The 25,536-nt window shown below is 66.4% G+C and carries 16 protein-coding genes; 7 read left to right on the top strand and 9 right to left on the bottom strand.

Features of this window, described 5'->3' with window-relative positions; translation table 11 throughout:
* Positions 1-21: 21 nt before the first annotated feature.
* Positions 22-1,281: a nucleotide sugar dehydrogenase gene (locus tag AB0L53_RS20900; RefSeq protein WP_363996073.1), complete on the bottom strand. Its 1,260-nt coding sequence runs from the start codon at positions 1,279-1,281 to the stop codon at positions 22-24.
* A gap of 528 nt (positions 1,282-1,809) precedes the next feature.
* Between AB0L53_RS20900 and AB0L53_RS20895 the strand changes: the two genes are divergently transcribed.
* Positions 1,810-3,900, top strand: coding sequence for a DUF4082 domain-containing protein (locus AB0L53_RS20895; protein ID WP_363996070.1), 2,091 nt, complete (start codon positions 1,810-1,812; stop codon positions 3,898-3,900).
* A 268-nt stretch (positions 3,901-4,168) separates the two neighbouring features.
* Positions 4,169-5,164, top strand: a complete 996-nt coding sequence (locus AB0L53_RS20890; protein ID WP_363996067.1) for an ice-binding family protein — start codon at positions 4,169-4,171, stop codon at positions 5,162-5,164.
* Between the two features lie 251 nt (positions 5,165-5,415).
* Here the strand turns inward: AB0L53_RS20890 and rfbB are convergent, their stop codons facing one another.
* The 3 genes from rfbB to AB0L53_RS20875 form a co-directional block, all read right to left on the bottom strand.
* Positions 5,416-6,405, bottom strand: coding sequence for a dTDP-glucose 4,6-dehydratase (gene rfbB, locus AB0L53_RS20885; RefSeq protein ID WP_363996064.1), 990 nt, complete (start codon positions 6,403-6,405; stop codon positions 5,416-5,418).
* Entirely contained in the window at positions 6,402-7,469 is a 1,068-nt protein-coding gene (locus AB0L53_RS20880; protein ID WP_363996061.1) for a glucose-1-phosphate thymidylyltransferase, read from the bottom strand. Before AB0L53_RS20880 ends, rfbB begins: the two co-directional genes overlap by 4 nt.
* Positions 7,470-7,604: 135 nt before the next feature.
* The gene (locus AB0L53_RS20875) at positions 7,605-8,069 is read right to left on the bottom strand and encodes a GtrA family protein (RefSeq protein WP_363996058.1); all 465 of its coding nucleotides are present in this window, start codon (positions 8,067-8,069) and stop codon (positions 7,605-7,607) included.
* Positions 8,070-8,131: 62 nt separating this feature from the next.
* Here AB0L53_RS20875 and AB0L53_RS20870 point away from each other — a divergent pair, with 62 nt between their 5' ends.
* Positions 8,132-9,148 (top strand): glycosyltransferase family 2 protein, encoded by a 1,017-nt coding sequence (locus AB0L53_RS20870; RefSeq protein ID WP_363996055.1) that lies wholly within the window; start codon positions 8,132-8,134, stop codon positions 9,146-9,148.
* On the opposite strand, the gene AB0L53_RS20865 is transcribed toward AB0L53_RS20870, so the two are convergent.
* From AB0L53_RS20865 to AB0L53_RS20855, 3 genes are all read right to left on the bottom strand, one after another.
* Positions 9,099-9,881: a GNAT family N-acetyltransferase gene (locus AB0L53_RS20865; RefSeq protein WP_363996052.1), complete on the bottom strand. Its 783-nt coding sequence runs from the start codon at positions 9,879-9,881 to the stop codon at positions 9,099-9,101. The genes AB0L53_RS20870 and AB0L53_RS20865 overlap by 50 nt on opposite strands.
* On the bottom strand, positions 9,881-11,035 hold the full coding sequence (gene rffA, locus AB0L53_RS20860) for a dTDP-4-amino-4,6-dideoxygalactose transaminase (RefSeq protein WP_363996049.1): 1,155 nt from the start codon (positions 11,033-11,035) through the stop codon (positions 9,881-9,883). Before rffA ends, AB0L53_RS20865 begins: the two co-directional genes overlap by 1 nt.
* Before the next feature lie 87 nt (positions 11,036-11,122).
* Complete coding sequence (locus AB0L53_RS20855) at positions 11,123-13,453, bottom strand: hypothetical protein (RefSeq protein WP_363996047.1); 2,331 nt, start codon at positions 13,451-13,453, stop codon at positions 11,123-11,125.
* A 114-nt stretch (positions 13,454-13,567) separates the two neighbouring features.
* On the opposite strand from AB0L53_RS20855, the gene AB0L53_RS20850 reads away from it, so the two are divergent.
* Together AB0L53_RS20850 and AB0L53_RS20845 are read left to right on the top strand one after the other, a co-directional pair.
* Entirely contained in the window at positions 13,568-16,843 is a 3,276-nt protein-coding gene (locus tag AB0L53_RS20850) for a N,N-dimethylformamidase beta subunit family domain-containing protein (RefSeq protein ID WP_363996044.1), read from the top strand.
* Between the two features lie 150 nt (positions 16,844-16,993).
* Positions 16,994-19,465 carry a hypothetical protein gene (locus tag AB0L53_RS20845; RefSeq protein WP_363996041.1) on the top strand — a complete coding sequence of 824 codons (2,472 nt, stop codon included), beginning with the start codon at positions 16,994-16,996 and terminating at the stop codon, positions 19,463-19,465.
* Positions 19,466-19,900: 435 nt separating this feature from the next.
* Here the strand turns inward: AB0L53_RS20845 and AB0L53_RS20840 are convergent, their stop codons facing one another.
* A complete protein-coding gene (locus tag AB0L53_RS20840) occupies positions 19,901-20,731 on the bottom strand; it encodes a methyltransferase domain-containing protein (protein WP_363996038.1) in 831 nt (276 codons plus the stop codon).
* A gap of 543 nt (positions 20,732-21,274) precedes the next feature.
* Here AB0L53_RS20840 and AB0L53_RS20835 point away from each other — a divergent pair.
* Positions 21,275-22,600, top strand: a complete 1,326-nt coding sequence (locus AB0L53_RS20835; RefSeq protein WP_363996035.1) for a UDP-glucose/GDP-mannose dehydrogenase family protein — start codon at positions 21,275-21,277, stop codon at positions 22,598-22,600.
* Positions 22,601-22,810: 210 nt separating this feature from the next.
* Positions 22,811-23,950, top strand: a complete 1,140-nt coding sequence (locus AB0L53_RS20830) for a glycosyltransferase (RefSeq protein ID WP_363996032.1) — start codon at positions 22,811-22,813, stop codon at positions 23,948-23,950.
* A 73-nt stretch (positions 23,951-24,023) separates the two neighbouring features.
* Here AB0L53_RS20830 and AB0L53_RS20825 read toward each other — a convergent pair whose 3' ends face one another.
* A complete protein-coding gene (locus AB0L53_RS20825) occupies positions 24,024-25,430 on the bottom strand; it encodes an NAD-dependent epimerase/dehydratase family protein (protein ID WP_363996029.1) in 1,407 nt (468 codons plus the stop codon).
* Positions 25,431-25,536 lie beyond the last annotated feature (106 nt).

Here is a 25,536-nt window from a genome sequence, read left to right as displayed (position 1 = left end):
GGTAGCCCCGCTCCAGTTTCGTCACAGCCGCTCGACGTTGGGCCCCCGGCAGCGGTTGCGCGTGTCGAAGACGAAGGCGCTCACCTGCTCGACCATCTCGTAGTCGAAGCAGTCGTGGTCGGTGAGGATCAGCACCGCGTCCGCCTGAGCGAGCTCCTGGCGCGTGGCGTCGATGATCGCGATCCCCTGTGGCAGCAGGAAGTGGTCCACGTGCGGGTCGGCGGCCCGTACATCCGCGCCCAGCTTGCGCAGGGCCCTGGCAACCTCGATCGCCGGGGACTCGCGGCAGTCGCCCGCGTTCTTCTTGTAGGCGAGGCCGAGCACGATCACCCGGCTGCCCTTGATCGGCATGGAGCGCTGGTTCAGCGCGAGCGTCAGCCGGTGGACGACATGATCCGGCATGTGGTCGTTGATGTCGTTCGCCAGCTCCACGAACCGGAAGTTGTGCCCCAGGCTGCGCTTGACCTTCCACGACAGGTAGGACGGGTCGATCGGCAGGCAGTGCCCGCCGACGCCCGGGCCTGGGGTGAAGCGCATGTAGCCGAACGGTTTGGTGGAGGCGGCGTCGATGGCCTCCCAGACGTCGATCCCCAGCTGCCGCGCGAAGATGGCCAGCTCGTTCACCAGGGCGATGTTGATGTGCCGGAAGGTGTTCTCCAGGAGCTTGCTCAGCTCGGCCACCTGGACCGAGGAGACGGGAACGGCATCGCGCACGATTCGCTCGTAGAAAGTCTGGACTCTCTTCAGCGAGGACTCGTCGATGCCGGACACGATCTTCGGGGTGTTCTCCAGCCGCCAGCGGGTGTTTCCCGGGTCGATCCGTTCGGGGCTGTAGCCAAGGTAGAAATCCTCGGGCGCCTGCAGTCCGGAGCCTTCCTGAAGCAGGGGCAGGAGATATTCCTCGGTGGTTCCGGGGTAAGTCGTGGACTCCAGCACCACTGTGGCGCCCGGCCGAAGGAGCGGCGCGATGGATTGCGCCGCCGAGGCGATGTGCCGGAGATCGGGCACGCCCTCGCGAAGCGGCGTCGGCACCGTGATCACACAGATGTCGAACATCTCGGCGTCGGCGTAATCGGTGCTCGCCAGATAGCGGCCGCACCGGTGCGCGGCGATCAACTCGTCGTCCCCGATGTCCTCGACATAAGATTCGCCGGCGGTCAACCGCTTGATCCGCCACTGGTCCACGTCAATGCCCACGACGTCGAATCCCGCGCTGACCGCCCGCATCGCCAGAGGCAGGCCGACATAGCCTTGGCCGACGACCACCAGTTTCTCTCCCATATCAGGAGCCCCCGTTACATCGAGATGAGACACGATCCGACTGTAGGAGGCCGGAGTTCTCATATCGCCGATTTGATGGCGATGCCCGGCGTGTCGTCTGATGGCGTTTCCGCGGCAAGGCCAGCGATTAGGGGTGCATAATGGCATTAAACGTGATATTTCCGCGCGCCCAAGAAAAGGCCGCTTGTACGGAGATACCTTGTTCAAGCTTCCCGGTAAGTGTTGGAAGCGGGCATTGAAGGGTAAAGAGCAACCCAATAGGACGTTATCCTAGGCTTTTCTTGATCACATATAGGTTTTTCGCGTCATGCCGTTCAAGGCATGGCCCTCCCGAATGTCGTAGCGTCTTCAAAGGGATCGACGACATTCGGGTCCCATCTCTCATGGCTGGACTTTAGCCGCATTTATGGTAAACGCGACAAACCGGGCGAGCGGTGGCGATCGCCTATGGATTCTTGACGAGCCGCAGGCTGCGGCGAGCCAGCCGATTGCCTGAGTAGCACAAGATACAGTGAGGAGTTGTGGCGCATGTCAAAATCACATAGCGATGCGCCCGATCGAGCAGCCTGCAAGGCCCTCCCCGAAGCTCTCAAGCGCGAAGCGACCAGCAAAGTCAGATATTCCCGCTCTTTGGGGAATGTCGGTCGGTTGTGGATGGGGGTGAGTGCGGCGGTCGTGCTGGGGGCAGGTGCGGTGGTGGGGCTGCCGCAGGCCGCGAGCGCGACGCCGCCGGTGGACATCGGTGTCGCGGAGCCCTACGCGGTCGTGGCCGGGGTGTCGGTCACCAACACGAATCTGACCACGGTCACCGGAGACCTCGCGATCAGTCCCGGCAGTACGCTGACCGGCTTCCCGCCCGGCACCGTGAACGGTGACCGGGACCTCGGCAACGCGGCCGCGGCGGCGGCCAAGGCCGACGTGGTCGCCGCCTACAACGACATCGCCGGGCGGACCCCGGATGCCACGGTGGCGCAGCAGCTGGGCGGCACGACCAAGGGACCCGGCCTGTACGCCTCCAATACCGGCGTCTTCGCGATCAGCGGCACACTCAGCCTCGACGCGCAGGGGGATCCGAACGCCGTCTTCATCTTCCGGGCGACCAGCCTGACCGCCGCCAACGTCTCCAACATCGCCCTGCTGCGCGGCGCGCAGGCCGACAACGTCTTCTGGCAGTTCAGCGACACCGTGTCGCTGGGCAACTACTGCACCTTCCGCGGCAACGTGCTGGCCCAGAACGCCGTCACGGTGAATGTCGGTGCCTACACCAACGGCCGCATCTTCTCCCTGAACAGCTCCATCAACATCACCGGCACCGACAGCACCCCGGCCACTCAGATCACCCTCCCCAACGACCCGCCGACCACGACGACCCTGACCACGTCGCCCAACCCCTCCTGGAGGGGGCAGCCGGTTCTCCTCACCGCGGTCGTGCAGCCGGTCAGCGGCACTCTGACCCCTGTCGGCGAAGTGGTCTTCAAGGACGGCTCGACCGTACTCGGCTCGGGCTACCAGGACGCCGACGATCCGGCCACGCTCACGACCCCGAGCCTTAGCGCGGGGGATCACCACCTCACCGCCGTCTACCTGGGCGGGGACGTCTTCGACCACGAGGCACTGATCCACTTCGCGCCGAGCTTCTCGCCGGAAGTGGTTCAGCATGTGTCGGACAGCCTGTGGGACAGATCGGCCACGCCGGCCGTCCAGTCCCACCCTGATTCGCAGGCGGTTACGGTCGGCGTGAAGTTCCGGGCCTCGACGAGCGGGACCATCCTCGGCATCCGGTTCTTCAAGGGCGCTTCGAATACAGGGACGCATACCGGGAGCTTGTGGAGCAGCAGTGGTCAGCTGCTCGCGAGCGCGGTCTTCAGCAGTGAGACGGCATCTGGCTGGCAGCAGGTGAACTTCTCGACGCCTGTCGCGATCACCGCCAATACCACCTATGTGGCGTCTTATCACACTACGTCGGGATTCTATTCGGTTACCCGACCCTACTTCACCTCCTCATTCACGAACGGCCCGCTCACCGCGCTGGCGAACGGTACGGACCCGAACGGGGTGTACTCCTACGGAGCGACCAACACCTTCCCGGTAAACACCTACCAGTCCACCAACTACTGGGTCGATGTTGTGTTCGAGCCATCGGACAGTCTGTGGGACAAAGTGCCCACTCCGGCCGTCCAGTCCCAACCTGATACGCAGGCGATTACGGTCGGCGTGAAGTTCCGGGCCTCGACGAGCGGGAACATCGTCGCCATTCGGTTCTTCAAGGGCGCTTCGAATACGGGGACGCATACCGGGAGCCTGTGGAGCAGCAGTGGTCAGCTGCTCGCGAGCGCGGTCTTCACCAACGAGACGGCCTCCGGCTGGCAGCAGGTGAATTTCCCGCAGCCTGTCGCGATTACCGCAAATACCACCTATGTGGCCGCATATCACACTACGTCGGGATATTATTCGCTAAACCGACCTTACTTCACCTCGTCATACACGAACGGCCCGCTCACCGCACTGGCGAACGGTACGGACCCGAACGGGGTGTACACCTACGGGGGGACCAGCGCCTTCCCGACGATCGCCTTCCAGTCGTCCAACTACTGGGTCGATCCGGTATTCGACTCCTAGCGGGCCCGTGAGGTCCGGGTGCTTCTCCACCGGCCCGGCCGTGCGCTTCCGCACGGCCGGGCCGCGCCATGTCTCTGGCGCGAATACGACACGGGCCGCGTCGCATGTCATTTCTCTGGAACGGCATCGATGCCCGCTAATGTCGAATATCCAGAGTCATATGACCGGCGGAGTATCTTCCCCGGGTCGCAGATATAGGGATCGGCTCATGGCGAATATTGATTTGTCCCGTTTTTCGGGGAAGTTCGGTCGGTTGTCGCTAGGAGTGGTGGCCGCGGTCGTGCTGGTGGCTCTGCCGGAGGGCGCGCGCGCGACACCGCCGGTGAACATCGGCGGTGGGAAGCCGTACGGGGTTGTGGCCGGGATGTCGGTCAACAACGCGCATCTGACCACGGTCTCCGGAGATCTGGCGATCAGTCCCAACAGCACGCTGACGGGCTTCCCGCCCGGCACCGTGAACGGTAACCGGCAGCTGGGCAACTCGACCGCGGCGGCGGTCAAGTCGGACGTGGTCGCCGCCTACAACGACATCGCCGGGCGGTCCGGCGGCTCCACGGTGCCGGGGGAGCTGGGCGGTACGACCAAGGGGCCCGGCCTGTACGACGCCGGCAACGGCGCCTTCGTGATCAACGGCACGCTCACCCTCGACGCCCAGGGGGATCCGGCCGCGACCTTCATCTTCCGGGCGGCCACTCTCACCACCGCCAGGGTCAGCAATATCGCCCTGCTGCGCGGCGCGCAGGCCGACAACATCTTCTGGCAGTCCAGCGGCGCTACGTCGCTGGGGGTGTACAGCACCTTCCGCGGCAACGTACTGGCCCAGGGCAACGCCACCGTGAACTTCGGCGCCAACGTCCAGGGCCGGGTCTTCTCCCTGAACGGCTCCGTCAACATCACCGGCACCGACGGCATCCCGGCCACCCAGATCAGCCTTCCCGACGACCCGCCGACCACCACCACGTTGACCAGCTCCCCGAACCCCTCCGCTGCTGGACAGCCGGTGACGTTCACCGCCACCGTGGCACGGGTCAGCGGCAGCCAGACCCCCTTCGGCGAAGTGGTCTTCAAGGAAGGTTCGACCATTCTCGGCTCGGTATTCCTCAACACCAGCACCGGTCGTGCGATGTTCACGACGTCGAGCCTGGCCCAAGGGCAGCATCGGATCGTCGCGGTCTATCTGGGCGGCGACGTCTTCGACCACGAGGCCCTGATCCATCTGGCCCCCAGCACGTCAGGCCCGGTGAACCAGACCGTCACCCCATAGTGCGGTGACAGCGGACGTACCCTTCTCCCCCCGGAGGGGCTCTCCGCCCCTGGGGCCTTTGCTACGGCGGGCCGTCGTCTGCTGCTCCCCCGGAGGGGTATCCCCTGGGGGACCCCGGCCATGACGGGCAGTCCTCTTTCTCTCCCCCCGGAGGGGGCCCGTCCTTGGAGACCACTACCACGACGGGCCGTCGTTCTTCCGCTTCCCCCGAAGGGGGATCCCTCTCAAGGGACCCCAGCCACCACGAACCGTCACATAGATCGAGGCATGGCAGGAGCCTTCAGCGGCCGCCACCACCGCTGGTTGTCCTGGTACCAGCGCACCGTCGCGGCCAGGCCGTCCGCGAACCCCGTACGCGGCTCGTACCCGAGGCCTCGGAGCTTGCCGCAGTCGACGGAATAGCGGCGGTCGTGCCCGAGCCGGTCCGGCACGTTCCTGACCATCTCCCAGCCCATCCCGAGCGCGTTGAGCAGCAGCTCCGTGAGCTCCCGGTTGGTGAGTTCGGTGCCGCCGCCGATGTTGTACGTCTCTCCCGGCGAGCCCTTCTCCAGCACCAGTTGAATGCCCCGGCAGTGGTCGTCGACATGCAGCCAGTCCCGTACGTTCAGCCCGTCGCCGTAGAGGGGGACCGGCTCGCGGTCCAGGAGGTTGGTGACGAAGAGCGGGATGAGCTTCTCCGGGTACTGGTAAGGGCCGTAGTTGTTGGAACAGCGGGTCACTCGGACATCGAGGCCGTACGTCTGGTGATATGCCCGGCAGAGCAGGTCACTGCCGGCCTTGGCCGCCGAGTAGGGCGAGTTCGGCAGCAGGGGCTCGTCCTCGGACCAGGATCCTTCCGCGATCGACCCGTACACCTCGTCGGTGGAGACGTGCACCACCGTGCGGACGCCGGTCTCCAGCGCGGCCTGCAGGAGTCGCTGCGTGCCCAGCACGTTCGTCGTCAGGAAGTCGCCGGCTCCCGTGATGGACCGGTCGACGTGCGTCTCGGCCGCGAAGTTCACGATCACCTCGCACTCGGGAACGATCTCCGCGAGCAACTCCAGGTCGGTGATGTCCCCATGAACGAACCGGTAGCCGGGATGTCCGGCCACCGGCGCGAGATTGGCGAGATTTCCGGCGTAGGTGAGCTTGTCGAGAACGGTGATGTTCACGGCCTCATAACCCGGATACGAGCCGAGCAGCAGCGACCGCACGTAGTGCGACCCGATGAAGCCGGCGCCGCCGGTGACCAGAATCCTCATGTACGCACCTGTATCTTGCTGTGATCGCCGACCATGAGCTCGTGGGTGTTCGGCATGCCTTCCGCGCGGTTCACTTCGACGTTGCGCCCGATGAGGGAATGTCCGATGCGCGACACGCCACGGATGGACGAACTGTCGAGCACGATCGAGTACTCGATCTCGGCGTCCTCCACCACGCAACTCGACCCGATCGAGGTGAAGGGGCCGACGAAGGAAGAGACGATCTTGGAGTCGGCGCCGATCACGATGGGCCCCCGGAGCACGGAGTTCTCCACCACCGCGCCCTGCTCGACGACCACTCGCCCGGTGATCTCGCTCCGGCCGTCTACGGTGCCCCGGATGTCGGGCTCGATCTGTTCGAGGATGATCCGGTTGCATTCCAGCATGTCCTGCAGTCGGCCGGTGTCCTTCCAGTAGCCGTTGACGAAGTGGGAGTGGACGCGGAAGCCGTTGTCGATCAGCCACGTGACGGCATCCGTGATCTCCAGCTCGCCGCGCGCGGACGGTGTGATGCGCCGGACGGCCTCGTGGATGACCGGGGAGAAGATGTAGACCCCGACGATCGCCAGATCGCTGCGCGGGTGCTCCGGCTTCTCCGCCAGCCCGATGATCTCGCCTCCCGGCCCGAGCTCGGCCACGCCGTAGAACTGCGGTTCGGCGACCTTGGTGAGCAGGATCTGCGCGTCATGGTCGGCCTGGCGGAACGCGTCGACCAGGGCGGTGATGCCGCCCACCAGGAAGTTGTCGCCCAGGTACATCACGAACGGCTCGTCGGCGAGGAACTCTCTGGCGATCAGGACGCAGTGAGCCAGGCCCAAGGGGGCCTGCTGCGGGATGTAGGTGACCTCGAGGCCGAACTGCGAGCCGTCTCCGACGGCCTCGCGCACCTCCGCGGCCGTGTCACCGACGATGATGCCCACGCTGGTGATGCCCGCGTCCCGTAGCGCTTCGAGCCCGTAGAAGAGGACCGGTTTGTTGGCCACGGGGACCAGCTGTTTCGCTGAGGTATGGGTGAGCGGGCGCAGCCTCGTCCCCTTGCCACCCGCTAGAACGAGCGCCTTCATCGGCTCCCTGAGTCCTTCCGCGAGGAGGACATGGCGGCGATGGCCGCCTGTCCGCTGGAGTTTATGCCGAGCCCCGACCGGGGGAACTGCGCGGTTCCGCGCGTTTGTCGAAGAACGCCCGGCACGTTGCCGAGACTAGATGGATCCGCGATCACGAAAAGTCCATGTTCGGTGTATCAGGTAGCTTAGCGGGGGACTTATGAGAATTATCAAGCCCTGTGCGATCATGATGGGAATTCCGATGACGCCCACGAGGATCGGCAGGCTGATGAGGGACGCCCCGAGGAAACTCAGGCCGACCACATAGAATCGCAGGTACCCCCGCAGCCAGGAGTCGCCGGAGACCCGGAACACCACCAGTCGATACCACGGGTAGACGATCACCACGGTGGCGAAGTGGCTGGTCACGACCAGGACAAGGTAGGGCACCGCACCCTCGGCGGCGAGCAATGCTAGGCCAAGGAGACAGTAATAGACAACTGCCGTCATGGCGCCGGCCATTAGGTATGTGATGCGGTTTCCAGCAAAAGTGGAGATCAGAGCCCGCCACCAGAAATGCGGCTTCTTGTCGCTTTTGGTGTGGCTCTCCACGTCAACCATGTCGCCCGCACTCCAGATCGTCACGTGGTGGGGGCGGCACGATTGTAACCGGCTCACACTGGATGATCGGGGGATCAATGTCGGTGTCGGTGGTAATTCCGTGTTACCGATCCGCGCGCACTCTTCCAGCGCTGGTGGCCAGAATCCTGTCGACCATGAGCGAGGCCTCCGTCCGGCACGAGGTGATCCTCGTCGTCGACGGCAGCCCGGACGACACCTGGGCGACGGCCGCCGGGCTGGCCCGGCGAAACGAGGCCGTGCGGGCGATCCACCTCTCCCGTAACTACGGTCAGCACAACGCGCTGATCGCCGGCATCAGGGAGGCGGCCTTCGAGGTCGTCGTCACGATGGATGACGACCTGCAGCATCCGCCGGAGCAGATCCCCCTCCTGCTGGCCGCCCTTGAGGGCGACCGTCTCGACCTCGTCTACGGCGTCTCCTACCGTGAGGAGCACGGCTTTCTGCGGAGTTTCGCCTCCCGATCGGTGAAAGCCGGGATGTCCAGCGCGCTGGGCATCCGCTCCGCCCGTGCGATCAGCGCCTTCCGCGCCTTTCGTACGCGGCTGCGCGACGGGTTCCAAGAGCTGTCGGGGCCGCATGCCTCGGTCGACGTGGCCCTGTCGTGGGCCACCTCCAAGGTGGGGTCGGTCAGCGTACGCATGAACGAACGCCATCACGGGCGCTCCAACTACTCGCCGCGGCTGCTGATCCGGCACGCGGTGAACATGCTGCTCGGCTACAGCACGGCGCCGCTGCGGGCGGCGAGCTATCTCGGATTCCTCGTCGGCATCGTCGGCCTGCTGCTGGGCGGCGCCGTCCTGTGGCGGTTCGCCACGGGAGAGACCACGGTGGCCGGCTTCACGACGATCGCCTCGATGGTCGCGCTCTTCTCCTCCGCGCAACTCGTCTCCATCGGGGTCCTCGGGGAGTACATCGGCCGCATTCATGGCAGCGGCATGGGCCGGCCGACCTACGTCGTGCGCGAACGCGTCGGACCGACCGCGTCCGCCGACGTGGGTCCCGGCGGTCCTAGTGTTCCGGCCCAGGCAGGAGCGCGCTCCGGACCAGATGAACAGTGAGGACCGTCCGTACGGGCTCGAACCCGTATCGGGACCACGCCCGCTGCACGCGCGTGTTGTGCCCCTGGGTGGAGATGACGACTTCGTCCCCGCCGCGCGCCAGCGTGCGGTCCTCGACCGCCTTGAGCAGGTGGGCGTACAGACCGCGCCCTTGCGCCTTCGAGACCACGCCGGCGAGCAGGATCTCCGTCCGGGATTCGGCCTCGTCCAGGGTGGCCAGCGCGAGGACACGCGAGGCCGCCCCGGCGGCGGGCCGATCCAGCAGCGCCAGGCAGCCCCCTTCGGCGGCCGAGCGCAGTGCCCATTCCTGGTAGCCGGCGAGCGCGTCGGCGGCGTCGAACAGGGGATTGGCCAGGTAGTGGTTTCCGTACGAGGGGAAGATGTCGGACACCAGATCCTCGATCACGGCGCTTCCGGAAAGCTGCGCCGCCCGCAGATCGGGTGACGCCTCCGGCGCCCGGCCCTCGCCGGCGCGCAGCCGCCAGTACACCAGGGAGTCCGCGAAGACGGCGGTCCGGCCCAGGGCGGTCAGCTGGGCGTACCAGTTGACGTACTCGGCCGGGTAGCGAAGGATGATCACGTCCGCGGCGGATCGTACGACGGCCTCGCGGACTGCGGCGAACGACGATCCGGAAACGGCGAGCCGCTCAATCGAGCAGCCGAACCGCGCGGACTCGAGCGGAGACTCCCGCGTCCGCACGGCTTCCGCCTCGATCACGTCGTTCCAGGCCATCAGCGCACCTCGTAGGCTCGGACCGCGTCGATCACGCGGGACAGGTGGGCGTCGTCCAGGTCGGCGAAGAGCGGCAGCCGTACGAGACGGTCGGCGACCTCCTCCGTGACCCGGCAGCCACCCGGGGCCGTCCGCCCGTACCGCAGGCCGGCGGGTGAATCATGGAGCGGCTGGTAGTGGAAGGCCGCCTGCACGCCACGCTCGGCGAGATGAGCGATGAAGGCCTGCCGGTTCGCCAGGTCGGGGAGCAGCAGGTAGTACAAGTGCGCCGGATGCGTGCACTCGTCCGGGATCGTCGGCTGGGCGACCCCGTTCTCCGCGGCCCAGTCCGCCAGTTCCTCGTGATACCGGTCCCATGCGTAGTGGCGCCGGAACTGGATCTTGTCGAATGACTCCAGCTGGGCGGTGAGCTGTGCGGCGAGCACGTCCGACGGCAGGTAGCTGGACCCGATGTCGACCCACCGGTACTTGTCCACCTGGCCGCGGAAGAACCGGCTCCGGTCGGTGCCCTTTTCCCTGACGATCTCCGCGCGCTCGCCGAGGTCGGCGTCGTTCAGGAGCAGCGCGCCGGCCTCTCCGCACTGGATGTTCTTCGTCTCATGGAAGCTCTGGGCGGCCATGCGGCCGAACGACCCGAGCGGACGGTCCTGGTAGAACCCGCCCAGTCCATGGGCGTTGTCCTCGATGACCGCGAGCCCGTGCCGTTCCGCGAGCTCGCCGATCTCCTTCATCGCGCACCCGACACCCGCGTAGTGGACGACCACGATGGCCCGGGTGCGGTCGGTGATCGCGGCTTCGAGCTGTCGTTCGTCCAGGTTCAGCGTGTCCGGCCGGCAGTCGGCGAACACCGGGACTGCGCCGCGCAGCGCGTAGGCGTTGGCCGTCGACATGAAGGTGAACGACGGCATGATCACCTCGTCGCCGGGCCGCAGATCGAGCAGGAGCGCCGACATCTCCAGCGCGTGTGTGCACGAGGTGGTCAGCAGCACCTGGCGGGCATCGGTGATCTCCGCGAGGAGACGGGTGGCTCGCTGGGTGAAGGGCCCGTCTCCGCGGGTGAACCGCTGGAGTACGGCCTCCGCCAGGTAGTCGAGCTCGTTCTCCGAGATATGCGGCACGTTGAAGGGGATCGCCGTCAGGCCGGATGCGTTCACGAACGCAGTGAACAACGGGCCGGACCGGCCGACACGCGTGGCGCCTGGTGGCTGGATGAGGCATTACACAAGCCTTACCTGCCCACCTCATACCGAGCCGTCCGGCAGCCGATAGACGGCGTAATCGCCGGACCGGAACCGGAATTCCGCGAACTCGCCGATCCGCGGGCTGATCTTTCCCCGAAGCTCGTCGACGAAGAGCCAGCGCACCCCGTAGCGCTCTCGCAGGGTTCGCATGGAGGTCTGGCTCGGCGACTGGAAGGCGGTGTCGTTCAGCTTGATCAGTTCGGTGTCCCAGAACGGCAGACCCTCCGGCAGCAGCCCCGGACGCCAGCGGCTCAGGTTCGTGGCCGTGTAGGCCCAGCCCTCGACCAGCACATGCCGTTCCGACAGCGCGGCCACCCACGGGTAGCGGGTGTCGCACGGGTTCTCGTACCCCAGGCGGCAGTGCGTGTTCGTGGCCACCAGGTCGTCCGGCCCGGAGTGGTCGCGAAGCCACCGTCCGGCGGCCAGGGCTCCCTGGGGGATCACCCGGTTCTCCACCGGTCTGACCACCGGGTTGGGATCGTCCCCGGTGACGTTGTCGACGGCGGAAAGGACGCGGGCGTGCCAGTAAGCGGGCAGTCCGATGGTCGTGAACGCGACGATCACGAGGGCCGCGGCGCGAGCGCGTCCCCTGAGGATCGCCACGAGGAGGCCCGCCAGTACGGCCAGGGCCACCAGGGTGAGATAGGGCCGGTAAAGGATCCCATCGTCCTGGCCGGCGCTCAGCGGAATCGTGACGCCACAGAGGAGGGGGATCAGGTAGGCGGCGAGGAGTCCCGCGCCCATCGAGCACATGACCGCCTTGGGCGATACCCGTGCTCGCCGCAGGAGGATGAGGATCCCGTAAGCCGCGACGGCGGCCAGATAGGGATAGGCCCCCCAGAAGAAGAAGAGCTGGCTCTGGCCGGGGTGCCCGAGGAGCAGCACCGCGCCGAGCCCGGCCGCGCCCATGCCGAGCATGAGGCTCACCCGTGGTCGCACGAGCAGCCGCGGCCTGCTCAGCAGCCCTAGGACGCCGGACCAGGTCACTGCCCAGCAGAGCAGGTACACCAAGGTAAGGCCGAGCAGCGAGCCCGGCGAGGGCGTGGTCAAACCGGTGAGTTTGCTCCAGGTCATGCGCATGAAAGACAGAGGGTCCGCCACCAGCCCCTGCCGCTCCCGGCCGAACAGGACGAACTGCGCGAACAGGATGCATGCCGTGGTCATGCCCAGCATGATCAGTACGTTCGTGGACGGCCGGCGTCGCCTCATCACCTCGACCGCCGCCACGAGTACCAGTCCGGCGCCGAGCAGGGGCAGATAGGTGGCTTTGGCGCCGGTCAGAACCACCAGGAAGAGCCCGGCCAGCAGCCATTTGCCGGTGTCGGGCCGCCGGCGCTCGAGAAGGTCCAGCAGAACGAGGACGAGGGGAGCGAACAACAGAGCGCCCAGCGTCTGCGTGGGGCTGATCCACGCGGTGTCCGGAACCCCTCCCCAGGTGAACACCCCGTTCGTACCCAGATACAGGGTCGGGGCGCCCACGAAGACCGTGCCCACGACAGTGACGGCCCCACCGATCCAAGAGCCCGTGACGCGGCGCCCGGTCATGCCGGCCAGGACGACGAGCCCGGCCAGCATGGGCAGCATGGCCAGGCGGTACAGCAGGACAAGAGGCTCCACTCCGGACAGCCAGCTCGCCGCCGCCAGATGCGCGTACACGAACCAGTGGTACGCGAGAGGCTCGCCCACGACCATCGGCACCGAAGGCGGCACATGGTGCTTCAACTCGCCGACCAGCGCCAGATGGAACGGCATGTCGGGATACGACGCCCCGAGACCGGGCCAGGTGATGGCGTGGGTGCCGAAGAACTTCAGTGCGCTCCCGGCAACCAGGACGGCGATGACCAGGGCGAGCCACCACGACCACCACAGGGGAGTCGCCGGGCGGGATCCCGCCCGCCAGTGCCCGCGCAGGGACGGGACCGCGAGGAAGAGCGCGTAAGTGGTCAACGGCCACACCGCGACGAGCAGTGGCATTCCGATCGCGCGAGCGCCTATGTAGACCAGGATCTCGACGGCGTAACCGAAGGCCAGGCCCAGGGCGATCTCCTCTGCCGCCGTGCGTGGGCCGCGGTACAGAGATCTGATCACCAGCACTCCGGGCAGCACCAGCCCCAAGGCGACGTAGACGGCGAACAAGGCCATGTCCGTGACGGATACTCCGTAGCGGATCAGTACGGCAGCGGTGAAAGCCGTCACGGAGGCGGCCGCGAGCCGTCCCGACAGCGCGGGCCTCCAACGCGCTGGGCGCCGGGTGGTCCGTGCGGGCCGAGCCGGATGCGCTGTCTCCACGGTGCTCGGCGCCGAACCGTTGACAGGCAAGATCTTGTCCATGGCCGCAAGCTTGGTGCGGCGAGCGCTTCGATCGGGCTTGTCCCCCTGCTCACGGTTGTTTCTTGCCGCTTCCTTGTCCGGGCCAAAGGGTGATGGCTCGCGTTCTCCGGAGATATGCCGATCTCTGCGGCGATTGAGTTCTTAGCGTTGAATCAACATCGACGTCCGTCCTGCTGGGAAATCGCCCTTCCCTCATCCGGTTCACGAGAGAACCGGGCATCGTTGTATTTATTTGCTCATGACCCCCCGCGACCTGCTGAAATCAGCGCGATCGAGGGATGCATCATGCAACAAAGTGAAAAAAAGACCGGTTTGCGATGGCGCGCCTTTCGTAGCCCACCCCTTCTTCTGAGTGCGGGCATTGCGGCCGCGCTCGCCATCCTCGGCGCCGCCCAGGCACCGGTGCAGGAGAGCGGCGTGGTCGGCATCACCGCGAGCCTCGCCTCCCACCAGGGCCAGGGCGCGACGGTGAGCCTCGGGGGAGGAGCACCGCAGTCCGCCCCCGTGGGCGCTCGGATCAGCAAGGCCACACGCAAGGATTTGAAAGCGATCAAGGTGGCCCACGGCCGCCCGCCGGGCCCGCTCAGGAAGAGGGGCGCTCGGCCGGCGACCTGTCCGCCGACCTCGGTCATCTGCCTGGAGAATTCTCTTCCCGGCAATCCGCCGAGCGAGTGGGACATCGTGGGGGCGGGCAGTCCCAGCATTCAGGGATATGCGGCGGATATGAGCGTCAACAAAGGGACGACCGTAGATTTCAAGATCGACACGGACGCCACCGACTACCGGTTGGACGTCTATCGCATCGGCTACTACAGCGGCATGGGCGCGCGGCTGATCACCACGCTGCAGCCGTCGGCCACGCTGCCTCAGGTTCAGCCCACGTGCGTGAGCGATACGGCTACCGGACTGGTCGACTGCGGGAACTGGGAGGTCTCGGCGTCCTGGGCGGTGCCGGACACCGTCGTTTCCGGTGTCTATCTCGCCAAGCTGGTACGCGAGGACGGCACCCCCGGCGAGAGCCAGATCACCTTCGTGGTCCGAGATGACACGCGCGGCGCGGACGTCCTGGTCCAGACCTCTGACTCGACGTGGCAGGCGTACAACGACTACGGCGGAAACAGCCTGTACACCGGAAGCCCGGCAGGGCGCGCCTTCAAGGTCAGCTACAACCGGCCATTCCTCAACCGGAGCGCCGACATCAGCGGCTCGGCGGAGTCTTTCTTCTTCAACTCCGAATACCCCATGGTCAGATGGCTTGAGGCCAATGCCTATGACGTGAGCTATGCCACCAGCGTCGACACCGCCAGGATGGGGGCGGAGCTGCTCGAACATCGCGCGTTCCTGTCGGTCGGCCACGACGAGTACTGGTCCCTGGAAATGCGGAACAATGTCGAGGCCGCCCGCGCCAGCGCGGTCAACCTCGCCTTCTTCTCGGGAAACGAGATGTTCTGGAAGACCAGGTGGGAGAGCAGCATCGCCGGACCCGTCCTCGCTTTCCGGACACTCGTCTGCTACAAGGAAACGCTGGCGAACGCCAAGATCGACCCGAGTACACAATGGACCGGCACCTGGCGTGACCCGCGTTTCTCGCCGCCGTCGAACGGTGGCCGGCCGGAGAATGCCGTGACGGGCACCATGTTCCAGGTCAACGGGACCGTCTCCGACTCGGTGGCCGTTCCCGCGGCCTACCGGAGCATGCGGCTGTGGCGCAACACGTCCGTTGCCAATCTCCTGCCCGGCCAGACGGCGATCTTTCCAGCCGGAACGCTGGGCTATGAATGGGACCCGGCGCCCGACAACCTGACGACTCCCGCGGGTTCGGTGAAATTCTCCAGCGCGACGATAGGCAGGCTGGACAAGATCCTGCTCAACTTCGGTGGCTCGTACGGCGCCGGCGTCGCGACCCACAATCTGATCCTCTACCGGCACTCCAGCGGCGCGCGCGTCTTCGGCGCGGGCACCGTGCAGTGGTCGTGGGGGCTCGACGCCGTTCACTACCGCCCTGGTACGCCTACGGACATCCGGATGCAGCAGGCGACCGTCAATCTCTTCGCCGACATGAACCTGCAGCCGGCGAGCCTGCAGGCGGGCCTGGTTCCGGGGGTTCCGACACCGGACACGGCCCCTCCGACGACGACGATCACGAGTCCGTCCGCCGCCGCCACCGTGCCGAGCGGCACCACGGTCTCCATCCGGGGGACGGCGATCGACGTCGGGGGCGGTCAGGTGGGGGGCGTCGAAGTCTCCCCGGACGGCGGCACCAGGTGGTTCCAGGCGAAAGGGCTCACGGACTGGCAGTACAGCTGGACGACCGGCTCGGCCGGGCCGGTGACGATATTGGCGCGAGCGGTCGACGACAGCGGGAATCTCCAGACCACGCCGACCCAGAGGCCCGTAACCATCACCACACCATGCCCGTGCACCACGTGGCCGCCGTCCTCGACGCCCACCACCGCTTCGCAATCGGATCCCGCCGCGACGGAACTGGGCGTGAAATTCCAGCCCACCAGTCCGGGCCACATATCCGGCATCAGATTTTACAAGGGGACGCTCAACACCGGAACGCACACGGGAGATCTCTGGAGCTCCACGGGTCAGCTCCTGGCCAGAGCGACGTTCACCAATGAATCGGCGAGCGGCTGGCAGCAGGTGAACTTCTCGACGCCCGTCGCGGTGAGCGCCAACACCACCTATGTCGCCGCCTACCACACGACATCCGGGAGGTATTCGGTAACCCGGCCGTATTTCAACCAGCAGTATTCGTCCGGGCTGCTCATCGCACTGGCGACCGGCGCCGTCACCGGAGGCAACGGCGTCTATTCGTACAGCGCGACGCCCGTCTTTCCCACCAACACCTACCAGGCCACGAACTACTGGGTGGACGTGGTGTTCTCGCCGTCGAGCACGCTGTGGGACGAGACGGCACAGCCGGCGATCGATTCCACCGGCGACACCAAGGCGGTCGTCGTCGGGGCGAAGTTCCGTCCCACCTCGAACGGGGTCGCCACCGGAGTCCGGTTCTACAAGTCTCCGCAGAACACGGGAACCCACGTCGGGTCTCTGTGGGCGGCCGACGGCACGCTGCTCGCGAGCGCGACCTTCACCAACGAGACTCCATCCGGATGGCAACAGGTGAATTTCGCGACACCGGTCCCGCTCGTCGCGAACACCACGTACGTGACCGCCTATTCCATGAATCCGGGAAACTACTCGATAACCAGGCCGTTCTTCACGACGGGATATGGCCGCGGTCCGCTCTACGCGCCGGCCGGTGAGGAGGTGGCGGGAAGCAACGGGGTGTACAAGTACGGGACGCCGCTCACGTTCCCCACCAATACCTACCAGCTCACCAATTACTGGGTCGACGTGCTGTTCGACGCCACGAGTTAGCACTGTCGTACGGAAATCCTCCGGCCCGAGGCCGAAACTCGGGCCGGAGCACCCTGCGATCCTTAAAAACCCACCAAGCGTCGGCAAGAACACCGCCTTACTCGGGCGTTCGCACCTGTACGAGACGCCGTTGTGGTCAAGCTTGCGTGCATGGCCGACGCTCCACCCTTTCCGCGCTCCGCGCCGCCTTCCTACGCACCCACGCCGGAGCCGGGCGTGGCCCGGCCACCGTCCGGGAGGAAACGCGCGTCGCTGCTGAAGCGCTGTTCGATCTGGCTTCCGGCGACGGCCGTGGTCGCCTGCGTCGGGGTCGCGCTGGGGTTCTATGGCGTCTCCGCCACGGACCTGGCTCTCTTCAGCCTCTACATCGCCCTGGGCGTCGCGCTGCCGGGCCTGTTGTGGGTCCGGGCGCTGTACCGGGGCGCTCCCACGCTGACGGAGGGGCTCGCGCTCGGCCTGATACTCGGCTACGCGCTGGAGGTCCTCACGTACATCCCGGCACGCGCGCTCGGCATGCCGCTGCTGGTGATGGCCTGGCCGATCGGCACCTACGTGCTCTTCCTCGCCGTCCCCCGGCTGCGCGGACATTGGAAGGGCGCCCCCGGCGCGGGCAGGACACCGCTGTGGTGGTCATGGTGCACCGCGCTGACCATGATCTATCTGATCGTGTGGTCGGCCGTCAACGTCTTCAGAACCCAAGCCCTCACCTGGCCGGCGATGGGCACGTCGTTCATCGACATGCCCTTCCACCTGGCCCTGGTCGGCGAGTTGAAGCACCACATGCCGCCCATGGTGCCGACGGTCGCCGGCGAACCTCTCGTCTACCACTGGTTCGTCTACGCGCATCTCGCGGCCGCCAGTTGGGTCACCGGGGTGGAACCACTGGTTCTGCTCTTCCGACTCGCCATCCTGCCCATGCTCGCCGCCCTCATCGTCGTCCTCGGGATGGTCGGCCGTCGCATAACGCGCTCGTACGGGGGAGCGCTGGCCGGCCTCGTGAGCATCATCTTCATCACGGCGCCGAGCCTGTATCTCGGCGAGACCACCGGAGTGTTCACCTGGAAGACCGTGCAGTCATGGTCGAGCCCGACCCAGACCTTCGGCGCCCTGTTCTTCGCCCCGATCGTCCTGCTCCTCATCGACCTTCTCGGCCAAAAGCCACAGCCTCGGGGCAGATGGGTCCTCCTGGGGATCCTGCTCGCGGCGGTCATGGGGGCGAAAGCCACCTATCTGCCGCTGCTCGTGGTGGGCCTCGTGGCCGTCGCGCTGGTCGAAACGGTCAAGTGGTTCAGCCTGCCCCGGCGCCCGCTCGCCGCACTCGGCCTCACCGCGGCGTGCCTGCTGTTCGCGCAGTGCGTGCTGTTCGGCGGCGCACGGCAGGGGATCGTGCTCGATCCGTTGTCGATCATGCGCCTGACTCTGCGGGGCATGACCGGCCTGGCGGCCGGGGCCGAGCCGCCGTCGGCCGTCACGTTCGGCGCCGCCCTGCTGTGTGTGCTCTGCGGGGTCATCACGTGGTGCGGGATCATCGGCCTCGTGGGCCGGCCGAACCTGCTCGCGCGGCCCGTGGTGGTGCTGGTGCTCAGCATGAGCGCGGCCGGTCTCGCCGCGGCGTTGGTGCTCGGCCATCCGCATCAGTCGGAGGGGTATTTCCTCCAGGCGTCCTATCCCTACCTGGCGATGCTCGCGGTCTACGGGCTCATGCTCATCGTACGGAAGGCGCGCGTGCGGCTCAGGGCGATGGCGTGCGCGGCCGGTGTAGGGGTGGTGGCCGTCTACGCCATCCGGACGCTCTGCGGCGTCAGGCTCCCGCTGGCTCCGGGCGCGGACTACACCGTCCTGTTCCTGCCGTACCTCGTTCTGCTGGGCGTGGTGTTGCTGGCCGTCGTCGTGCTGCGTGCCGCGCGCCAGAGCGGGCTCCGTACCTGTGCCCTGGTGATCTGCATGGTCACGGCCGCCGGCACGCCCGCCGCCTGGTTCGCCCGCGTCATGCCCGGCACCTTCAGAACCCCCGTAACCACCACCGCCCAGAACCCGACCGGCGCGACCGCCAACTCGCCTGGGGCGGCCGCCGTTCCGGCTCGGAACGGGACAGTGCCGCTGCAGGCGATTCCCAAGGGGGCCTTCACCGTTGGGCGGTGGTTGCGCGCCCACTCGGGTGTCGACGATCTCATCGCGACGAACGTGCACTGCCGTATGGGCTACGAAAACCCCTGTGACAGCCGTGCGTTCTGGGCGACGGCGCTGAGCGAGCGGCGGGTGCTGGTCGAGGGTTGGGCCTACACGGTGACCAACATGGACAGCTGGCGCCCGGGCGAGGTAGTGGAAACCCGCCCATTCTGGGATGGCGAACGGCTCCAGGCCAACGAAGCGGTGTTCCAGGCACCCTCAGCGGAGGCGATCCGGCGCCTGCGGGACGACTACGGGGTCCGATGGCTCTTCGTGGATGAGCACCGGCTGAGCCCCGACGCCAACCTCGCCGCCTTCGCCGACCTCCGGCTCCGTGACGGCGACTACGCCGTCTACCGGCTCCCCACGGCGGACCAGCCGCCGGGAGCACCCTCTGACTACGTGAAGCCGACGCCCCCGGCTCCCTCCTCGGGAGCACGTCAGTCGGGGTAGCACGGCGCCCACAAACGGTTCGCCGGGCATCGGCTCTTCCGCTCCCCCCGAAGGGGCGTCCGTCCTTTGGGGACCCTGGCCACGACGGGCGCCGACTTCTTCCGCCCTCCCGAAGAGGGCGTCCCTCCGTAGGAACCTCAGCTACGACGGACCGGCCTCTTCCGCTCCCCCGGATCCCCCCACAGGGACGTCAGCCACGATGGACCGGCTTCTTCTGCTCCCCCGGAGGGGGTATCCCACCAAGGGACCTCAGCCACGACGGACCGTCACAAGGTTTGAGGCGGTCGCGTGACGAACCCCCAGGAAACCCCTTGTGCCTGATCGCCTGACATGGCAGAGCGCGGCGACCGTCGCCGACACCCGTCGGCGCAACCCCCGCGCTCAACCCAAGCCACCGTCGCTCCCAGTCAGCAGCGGCAGCAGCCGTTCGACCGATCAGCCAACCGGGCCGTCGAGCCCAGCCGCAGTTCGCGCGAACACATACTCATTGCAGCCATGACCCGCGCAAGTCTTCAGGTGACGCAGCTCGAAGCCGCGCTTGCGCAAGACGTCGAAAATCTCCCCGGGCGAGGCCACTTCAAAGGGGAAACCGCCGATCCAATCGATCAGATCGTGGCGCGTGGACATTCCGCGAGGTCGGACAGCAGCGGGAAGTCCGACGGCACACGCCCGTTTCACTGGCCTGGCCAAGGCCGAACGAAGGCCGAAATATGCTCGGAAGATGAGAACGAGCAGGGCTCGCGAGATTCGACCGGACTGCACATAGCGGCGTTTAACGTACCACCACAGACGACTTGCCAACCCTTGGTCATTGTAAATCGAGATGTACAGCAGCCCATTCGGCGCGACAAGTCGGGAGGCCGCCTCGATCGCCCGCCACATGGCACCCGTGTGGTGCAGCACTCCCCAGGAGTATACGACATCGTGCAGGCCCAGAGATTGTGTGTAAGCTTCGTCGAGAATGGATCCCTGCGCCACACTCCAAGTGCTTTCCGGCGCGAATGTGCTGCGCAGTTTCGCCGAGGCGGCGACGGAATTCACATCGAAGTCGAAAGAGTGGACCTTCGCCCCCAAGCGGTGCGCGGCCAGCGAGAACAGGCCGCTGCCGCAGCCGACGTCCAGAAAGGTGCGCCCGCTGAGGTCGGCGACCCCGAGGGCGTCCCTCAGCGACGTCACGGCCATGGCGATCCGGTGTTCGTCGACCAGTTCGAGGAAGCTCAACCAGTTGTCGCCGAAGGCGAAGCGGTCCTGGGTGGTCTTGTCCACTGAATTTACCGTCATGACTTCACTCCGCTCTGAGAGATGCTCCAAAGAGCGCGTCGCGGGCATCCGCGCAACGCTGGATCCGCACCAAAACGTGGAAATCGCCCTCGGCTGACAAAGGTGCGATCGCTGGCCGGGCAACGCCGTCAACAATACGATCGCCGATCGCGGATATCTACCCGTGGCACACATACCGGCGTGTCTACGTCTCCAGGGGGCGATGCCGGTCGTGGGCCGATCTCCAAAGCTTGTCGCCCGTCGACCGGATACGTCCGTTTCGACCTTCCCGAAGCTCACATGGTGCCTGGCACATTCCGCGCTCGGTGCCGACCACATTTGGCGGGATTTTAAGGAAGCTCTGCCATGTCTTTCAGCCGTTGGCCGCCGCGTTATCAGGCGTCTCCGAGTAAGAAAGTAAGGTGATCTGGTTGGTCTCGGGCGACGTGGACGAGGACGACATCGCGGGACCAGCACCTTCAATTACCGAGCGAGGGAGAAACTTTGCAGGATCATACGCTGATACGCCAAAATTCGACCCGAGTGAAGATGTCGCAGTCCCTCGAGTCGTCCGACCGCCTCCAAGTAAGCGTGATCGGCGCCGGATATCTGGGCACCGCCCACGCGGTGGGGATGGCGCAGCTCGGGCACGATGTCATCGCCATGGACATCGAGAAGGAGAAGATCGCGAGGCTGTCGGCGTGCGAGCTGCCCTTCTTCGAGCCCGGCCTCGGCGAGTTGCTGCGCAAAAGCGTGGAGGCGGGCCGGCTTCGCTTCACCGCCTCGTACGACGATGTCGCCGAGGCGGACGTCCATTTCGTCTGCGTGGGAACACCGCAGCTTCCCGGCTCCTTCAACGCGGATCTGCGATGGGTCGAGACGGCCTTCGCCGAGTTGGCGCGGCGGGTGACCGGACCGGCGATCATCGTGGGTAAATCCACGGTGCCGGTAGGAACCGCGCGGCGCATGGCCGATGTCGTCCGCCACCAGATCGACGGCGGCCGAGTTGAGGTGGCGTGGAATCCGGAATTCCTTCGCGAGGGGCACGCGGTTCAGGACACGCTCCAACCCGATCGGCTCATTTTCGGGGTGGAGTCGCAGTGGGCGGAGCAGTTGCTCCGGGCCGTCTACCGGCCGATCATCGAGGACGGCTGTCCCCTCGTGGTGACCGACTACGCCACTGCCGAGCTCGTCAAGGTCTCGGCCAACGCCTTTCTCGCGATGAAGATCTCATTCATCAACGCCGTGGCGCAGATATGTGAGGCAACCGGTGGTGCCGTGCTGCCGCTTGCCGAGGCACTCGGCTACGACGACAGGATCGGCCGGCGCTTCCTGGGTCCCGGACTCGGCTTCGGTGGCGGTTGCCTCCCCAAAGACGTTCGTGCCCTGTATGCCTGCGCGACGGACCTTCGCCTGGACGAGGTCGCCACGTTCATCAAGCAGATCGACGCCATCAATCTGAGCCGCAGGGACCGCGCCCTCGCGCTCGGCCGGGAACTTCTCGGAGGCACGTACGAGGGAAGGCGGGTCTGCGTCCTCGGTGCCGCGTTCAAGCCGAACACCGACGACGTCCGAGACTCTCCCGCGCTGGCGGTCGCGGTCGCCGCCCATCGCGAGGGCGCGAGGGTGACCATGCACGATCCCGTCGCGATGAACAGCGCACGGCTTGCTCACCCTGAGCTCGAGTACGCCGACACGATTGTCACGGCCGCGTCGGAGGCCGACCTCGTCATGCTGTTGACCGACTGGACCGAGTTCCAAGACATGGATCCCGCACTGCTCAGCAACGTCGTGCGCGGCCGGAATGTGCTGGACGGGCGCAACGCGCTGACGCCGGAACGCTGGCGCGCGGCCGGCTGGACCTACCGCGCTTGAATCAGCAGGCCGTGCGGTCCGGACGCCGTGCGGTCCCAAGACGGTGAAGGCCGTACGGTCCCGAGGCCGTGCGGTCCAAGGCCGTGAAGGCTGTGCGGTCCCGAGGCCGTGCGGTCCCGAAGGGTTGATCACGGTGCGTTGTGGCGGACCTGATCAGTCCGGCAACACCCCGGACACAAGGATCATGCCAAGGGCATCGGAGGTCGCGTCATGAGGAGCCTGCACGTCTGCGAGGTCATCAAGGACCTGGGGGTCGGCGGCGCGGAGATGCTGCTCGTCGAGCGATTGCTGGCGGCGCCCGCCACGGGCGTGCGTTACACGGTCATATGCCAGGGCGCGAAGACCGACGAGCTCATCCAGCGGCTGCGCGCGGCGGGGACAGAGGTGATCAGTCTCGCCGCCTGGCCGCGACGGCTCCGCCTCGCCCGTCTGGCGGTGGAGGTCAGGCGCTTGCGCCCGGACGTTCTCAATCTCCATTCACCCCTGCCCGCGTCGCTGCTCCGGGTGACGTCGCGGTTGTCCAGGCCGAGGCCCGCGCTGATCTCGACCGTGCACAACGTCCGCTATCGCCTGCCGACGATGCTGCTCGACCGGGCGACAGGATGGCTGGACGCCCGTACCGTGGCCGTCTCTCCGCAGGTCGCGCGGGCCGTCGTCAGCCGGGGCGCGCGCAACCTGGTGACCAGGATCCACGGCATCAACGTCGCGGAGATGCGCCGCCGGGCGGGGGAGGCCGCGCGGACGAGGCAGGAGTGGAACGTTCCCGAGTCCGCCTTCCTCATCGCGCACGTCGGCAACTTTCGTCCGCAGAAGCAGCACGGCGTGCTCATCGAGGCGGCGGCCAAGGTGGTCGGCCGCGATCCGCGCGCCGTCTTCCTGCTGGCCGGCACCGGTCCACTGTATGAGGAGACGGCTCGGCGGGTCGCCGAGCTGGGGTCAGACAACGTGCGGCTCCTCGGACATGTGCCGGACGCCGCCCGCCTGATCGCTTCGGCCGATCTGCTCGTGCTCAGCTCCGCGCACGAAGGGCTGCCTGTCGTCGTCATGGAGGCCCTGGCGGCCGGCGTGCCGGTCGTGTCCACAGCCGTGGGAGGGGTGCCGGACCTGATCGACAACGGTCGCAACGGCCTGCTCACCAGGCCTGGAGACCCCGACGCGCTCGCTGAGGCCATCCTTCGGGCCATGCGGCCGGACACGCACGCCCAGCTTCGCGAAGGGATCCGGAACACCGCTGATCCTGTGGACATAACCCAGACAGCGGAGTGGTTCGAGCGGCTCTACGACGAAGTCGTCACCGATGGCGAGCGGAACGGCCGTGGTCGCGTGCCGCGCCGACGACACGGCCCTTGAGGCAAGGGGGGACGGCCGAGCTGCCGGAATAGCCGGATCCCGCTGTCCGTACGCGAAACCCGGCGATCTTCCACTATTCCGGTGCGGGAATGACTTCGTTCTTGAGGGTCCACTCCACCTGCGTCGTCAGCCCGGTTCGCAGATCGATCGTGGGCCGATAGCCGATCACGTCTTTCGCCAGGGAGACATCGGCATGCGTGTCCCGCACATCTCCGGCCTGTCCGCTCCCGAACTCCAGGACGACCGGCCGCCCGACGATGTCGCCGACGAGGTCGGCCACGTCGAGCACCGAGGTGGTGACACCGGTGCCGATGTTCAGCGCCTCCGCTTCGACCTCCGCGTGCATGGCCATCAGATTGGCTCGTACGGCGTCCGCGACGAAAGTGAAGTCCCTGCGCTGCTTGCCGTCGCCCAGAATCGTGACGGTTTTCCCGGACAGCGCCGATTCGATCAACTTGCTGATCAGCATGTCACGACGTTGCCGCGGACCATAGACCGTGAAGTAGCGCAGCGCCACGACCGTTGGCCCGGATGGTCCGCGCCGCGCGTGAGCCAGGGCCAACTGCTCCGCGGCGAGCTTCGTCACCCCGTAGGGCGAGAGCGGGGCGGGGAGGTCCGCTTCGGTCACCGGTCCGTTCGGCGCACCGCCGTACACACTCGAGGAGGACGACACCACGACACGACGGACCGAGGTACGGGCGGCCGCCTCCATCAGGAGATGAGTGGCGACGATGTTGCTCCTCGCATAGCTGGGGAACTCGGCTCCCCATGAGGGGCGGACGCCGGGCCGGGCCGCGATGTGAAAGACCGTGTCGGCCCCATCGAGTTGGGGTTCGAGGGGGATCTCCGCAAGGTCGCCACGAATCAGTGTGAAGCGGTCGCCGGCCTCGTTGAGCCGAAGGTTCCGCTCGGTGATCTCCGGCGGATGGCCCAGGCAATGGTCGATTCCGATGACCTCGTGGCCGTCGTCGAGCAGTGACCTCGCGATGTGGGAGCCGATGAACCCGGCGACTCCCGTCACGACGATACGTTTCCCGGCCGGCCTGTCCACGGTATCCATGGGTTTCATCGATCGGTTCTCCTCACCTGAGTACAGAGAAATTTGCCGGCCCAGCGAGAACTGCTGTGAACCGGAATAGAAGCCCTTTGCGCCCTGTTGCCTTTTGGCGTCCCGCCGACGGCATCGAGGCATGCGGGTGGGAAATCCGGGATGGTCTCGACCATCCCGCCGATATGTTCCGCTGGCCATGATACCGAGAATGATCGGGCGGGCACTTGTGGCGGGAAGGCGTGTTGCGTAAACACGGGCAACCGGCAGATCGTCGTCTTCGACGTGTTTTGCGCTGGTCGCGAAGTCCGCAGACGATGTCAAACGGGAGAAACGGGCGAAACGGTTGATGGCCTGGAGCCACGCCCACCTCGGTGGGGATGTCGTGGTGCATGGTCCACGGTGATCTATGATCCGTTTCCAGCGAATCATGTGGTTTTCCAGGCCGCCGCTTTGCTAAATGTCTGGCGGCGCCGTTCCGCGGAATGCGGGAAATCCTGTCACGCGGTCAATCGCCTGGTCGAGGAATACGGTTTTT

Source organism: Nonomuraea sp. NPDC052129 (assembly GCF_040680095.1).
Taxonomy (GTDB): domain Bacteria; phylum Actinomycetota; class Actinomycetes; order Streptosporangiales; family Streptosporangiaceae; genus Nonomuraea.
The sequence above is the reverse complement of the archived record's forward strand: the minus strand, read 5'-3'. Positions and strand labels throughout refer to the sequence as shown.

Bases quoted from the DNA above. Each gene is read 5' to 3' on its own strand.
- AB0L53_RS20900 (WP_363996073.1), bottom strand. From the start codon at position 1,281: ATGGGAGAGAAACTGGTGGTCGTCGGCCAAGGCTATGTCGGCCTGCCT.
- AB0L53_RS20895 (WP_363996070.1), top strand. From the start codon at position 1,810: ATGTCAAAATCACATAGCGATGCGCCCGATCGAGCAGCCTGCAAGGCC.
- rfbB (WP_363996064.1), bottom strand. From the start codon at position 6,405: ATGAGGATTCTGGTCACCGGCGGCGCCGGCTTCATCGGGTCGCACTAC.
- AB0L53_RS20880 (WP_363996061.1), bottom strand. From the start codon at position 7,469: ATGAAGGCGCTCGTTCTAGCGGGTGGCAAGGGGACGAGGCTGCGCCCG.
- AB0L53_RS20875 (WP_363996058.1), bottom strand. From the start codon at position 8,069: ATGGTTGACGTGGAGAGCCACACCAAAAGCGACAAGAAGCCGCATTTC.
- AB0L53_RS20870 (WP_363996055.1), top strand. From the start codon at position 8,132: ATGATCGGGGGATCAATGTCGGTGTCGGTGGTAATTCCGTGTTACCGA.
- AB0L53_RS20865 (WP_363996052.1), bottom strand. From the start codon at position 9,881: ATGGCCTGGAACGACGTGATCGAGGCGGAAGCCGTGCGGACGCGGGAG.
- AB0L53_RS20855 (WP_363996047.1), bottom strand. From the start codon at position 13,453: ATGGACAAGATCTTGCCTGTCAACGGTTCGGCGCCGAGCACCGTGGAG.
- AB0L53_RS20850 (WP_363996044.1), top strand. From the start codon at position 13,568: ATGCCGATCTCTGCGGCGATTGAGTTCTTAGCGTTGAATCAACATCGA.
- AB0L53_RS20845 (WP_363996041.1), top strand. From the start codon at position 16,994: ATGGCCGACGCTCCACCCTTTCCGCGCTCCGCGCCGCCTTCCTACGCA.
- AB0L53_RS20835 (WP_363996035.1), top strand. From the start codon at position 21,275: ATGTCGCAGTCCCTCGAGTCGTCCGACCGCCTCCAAGTAAGCGTGATC.
- AB0L53_RS20830 (WP_363996032.1), top strand. From the start codon at position 22,811: ATGAGGAGCCTGCACGTCTGCGAGGTCATCAAGGACCTGGGGGTCGGC.
- AB0L53_RS20825 (WP_363996029.1), bottom strand. From the start codon at position 25,430: ATGATTCGCTGGAAACGGATCATAGATCACCGTGGACCATGCACCACG.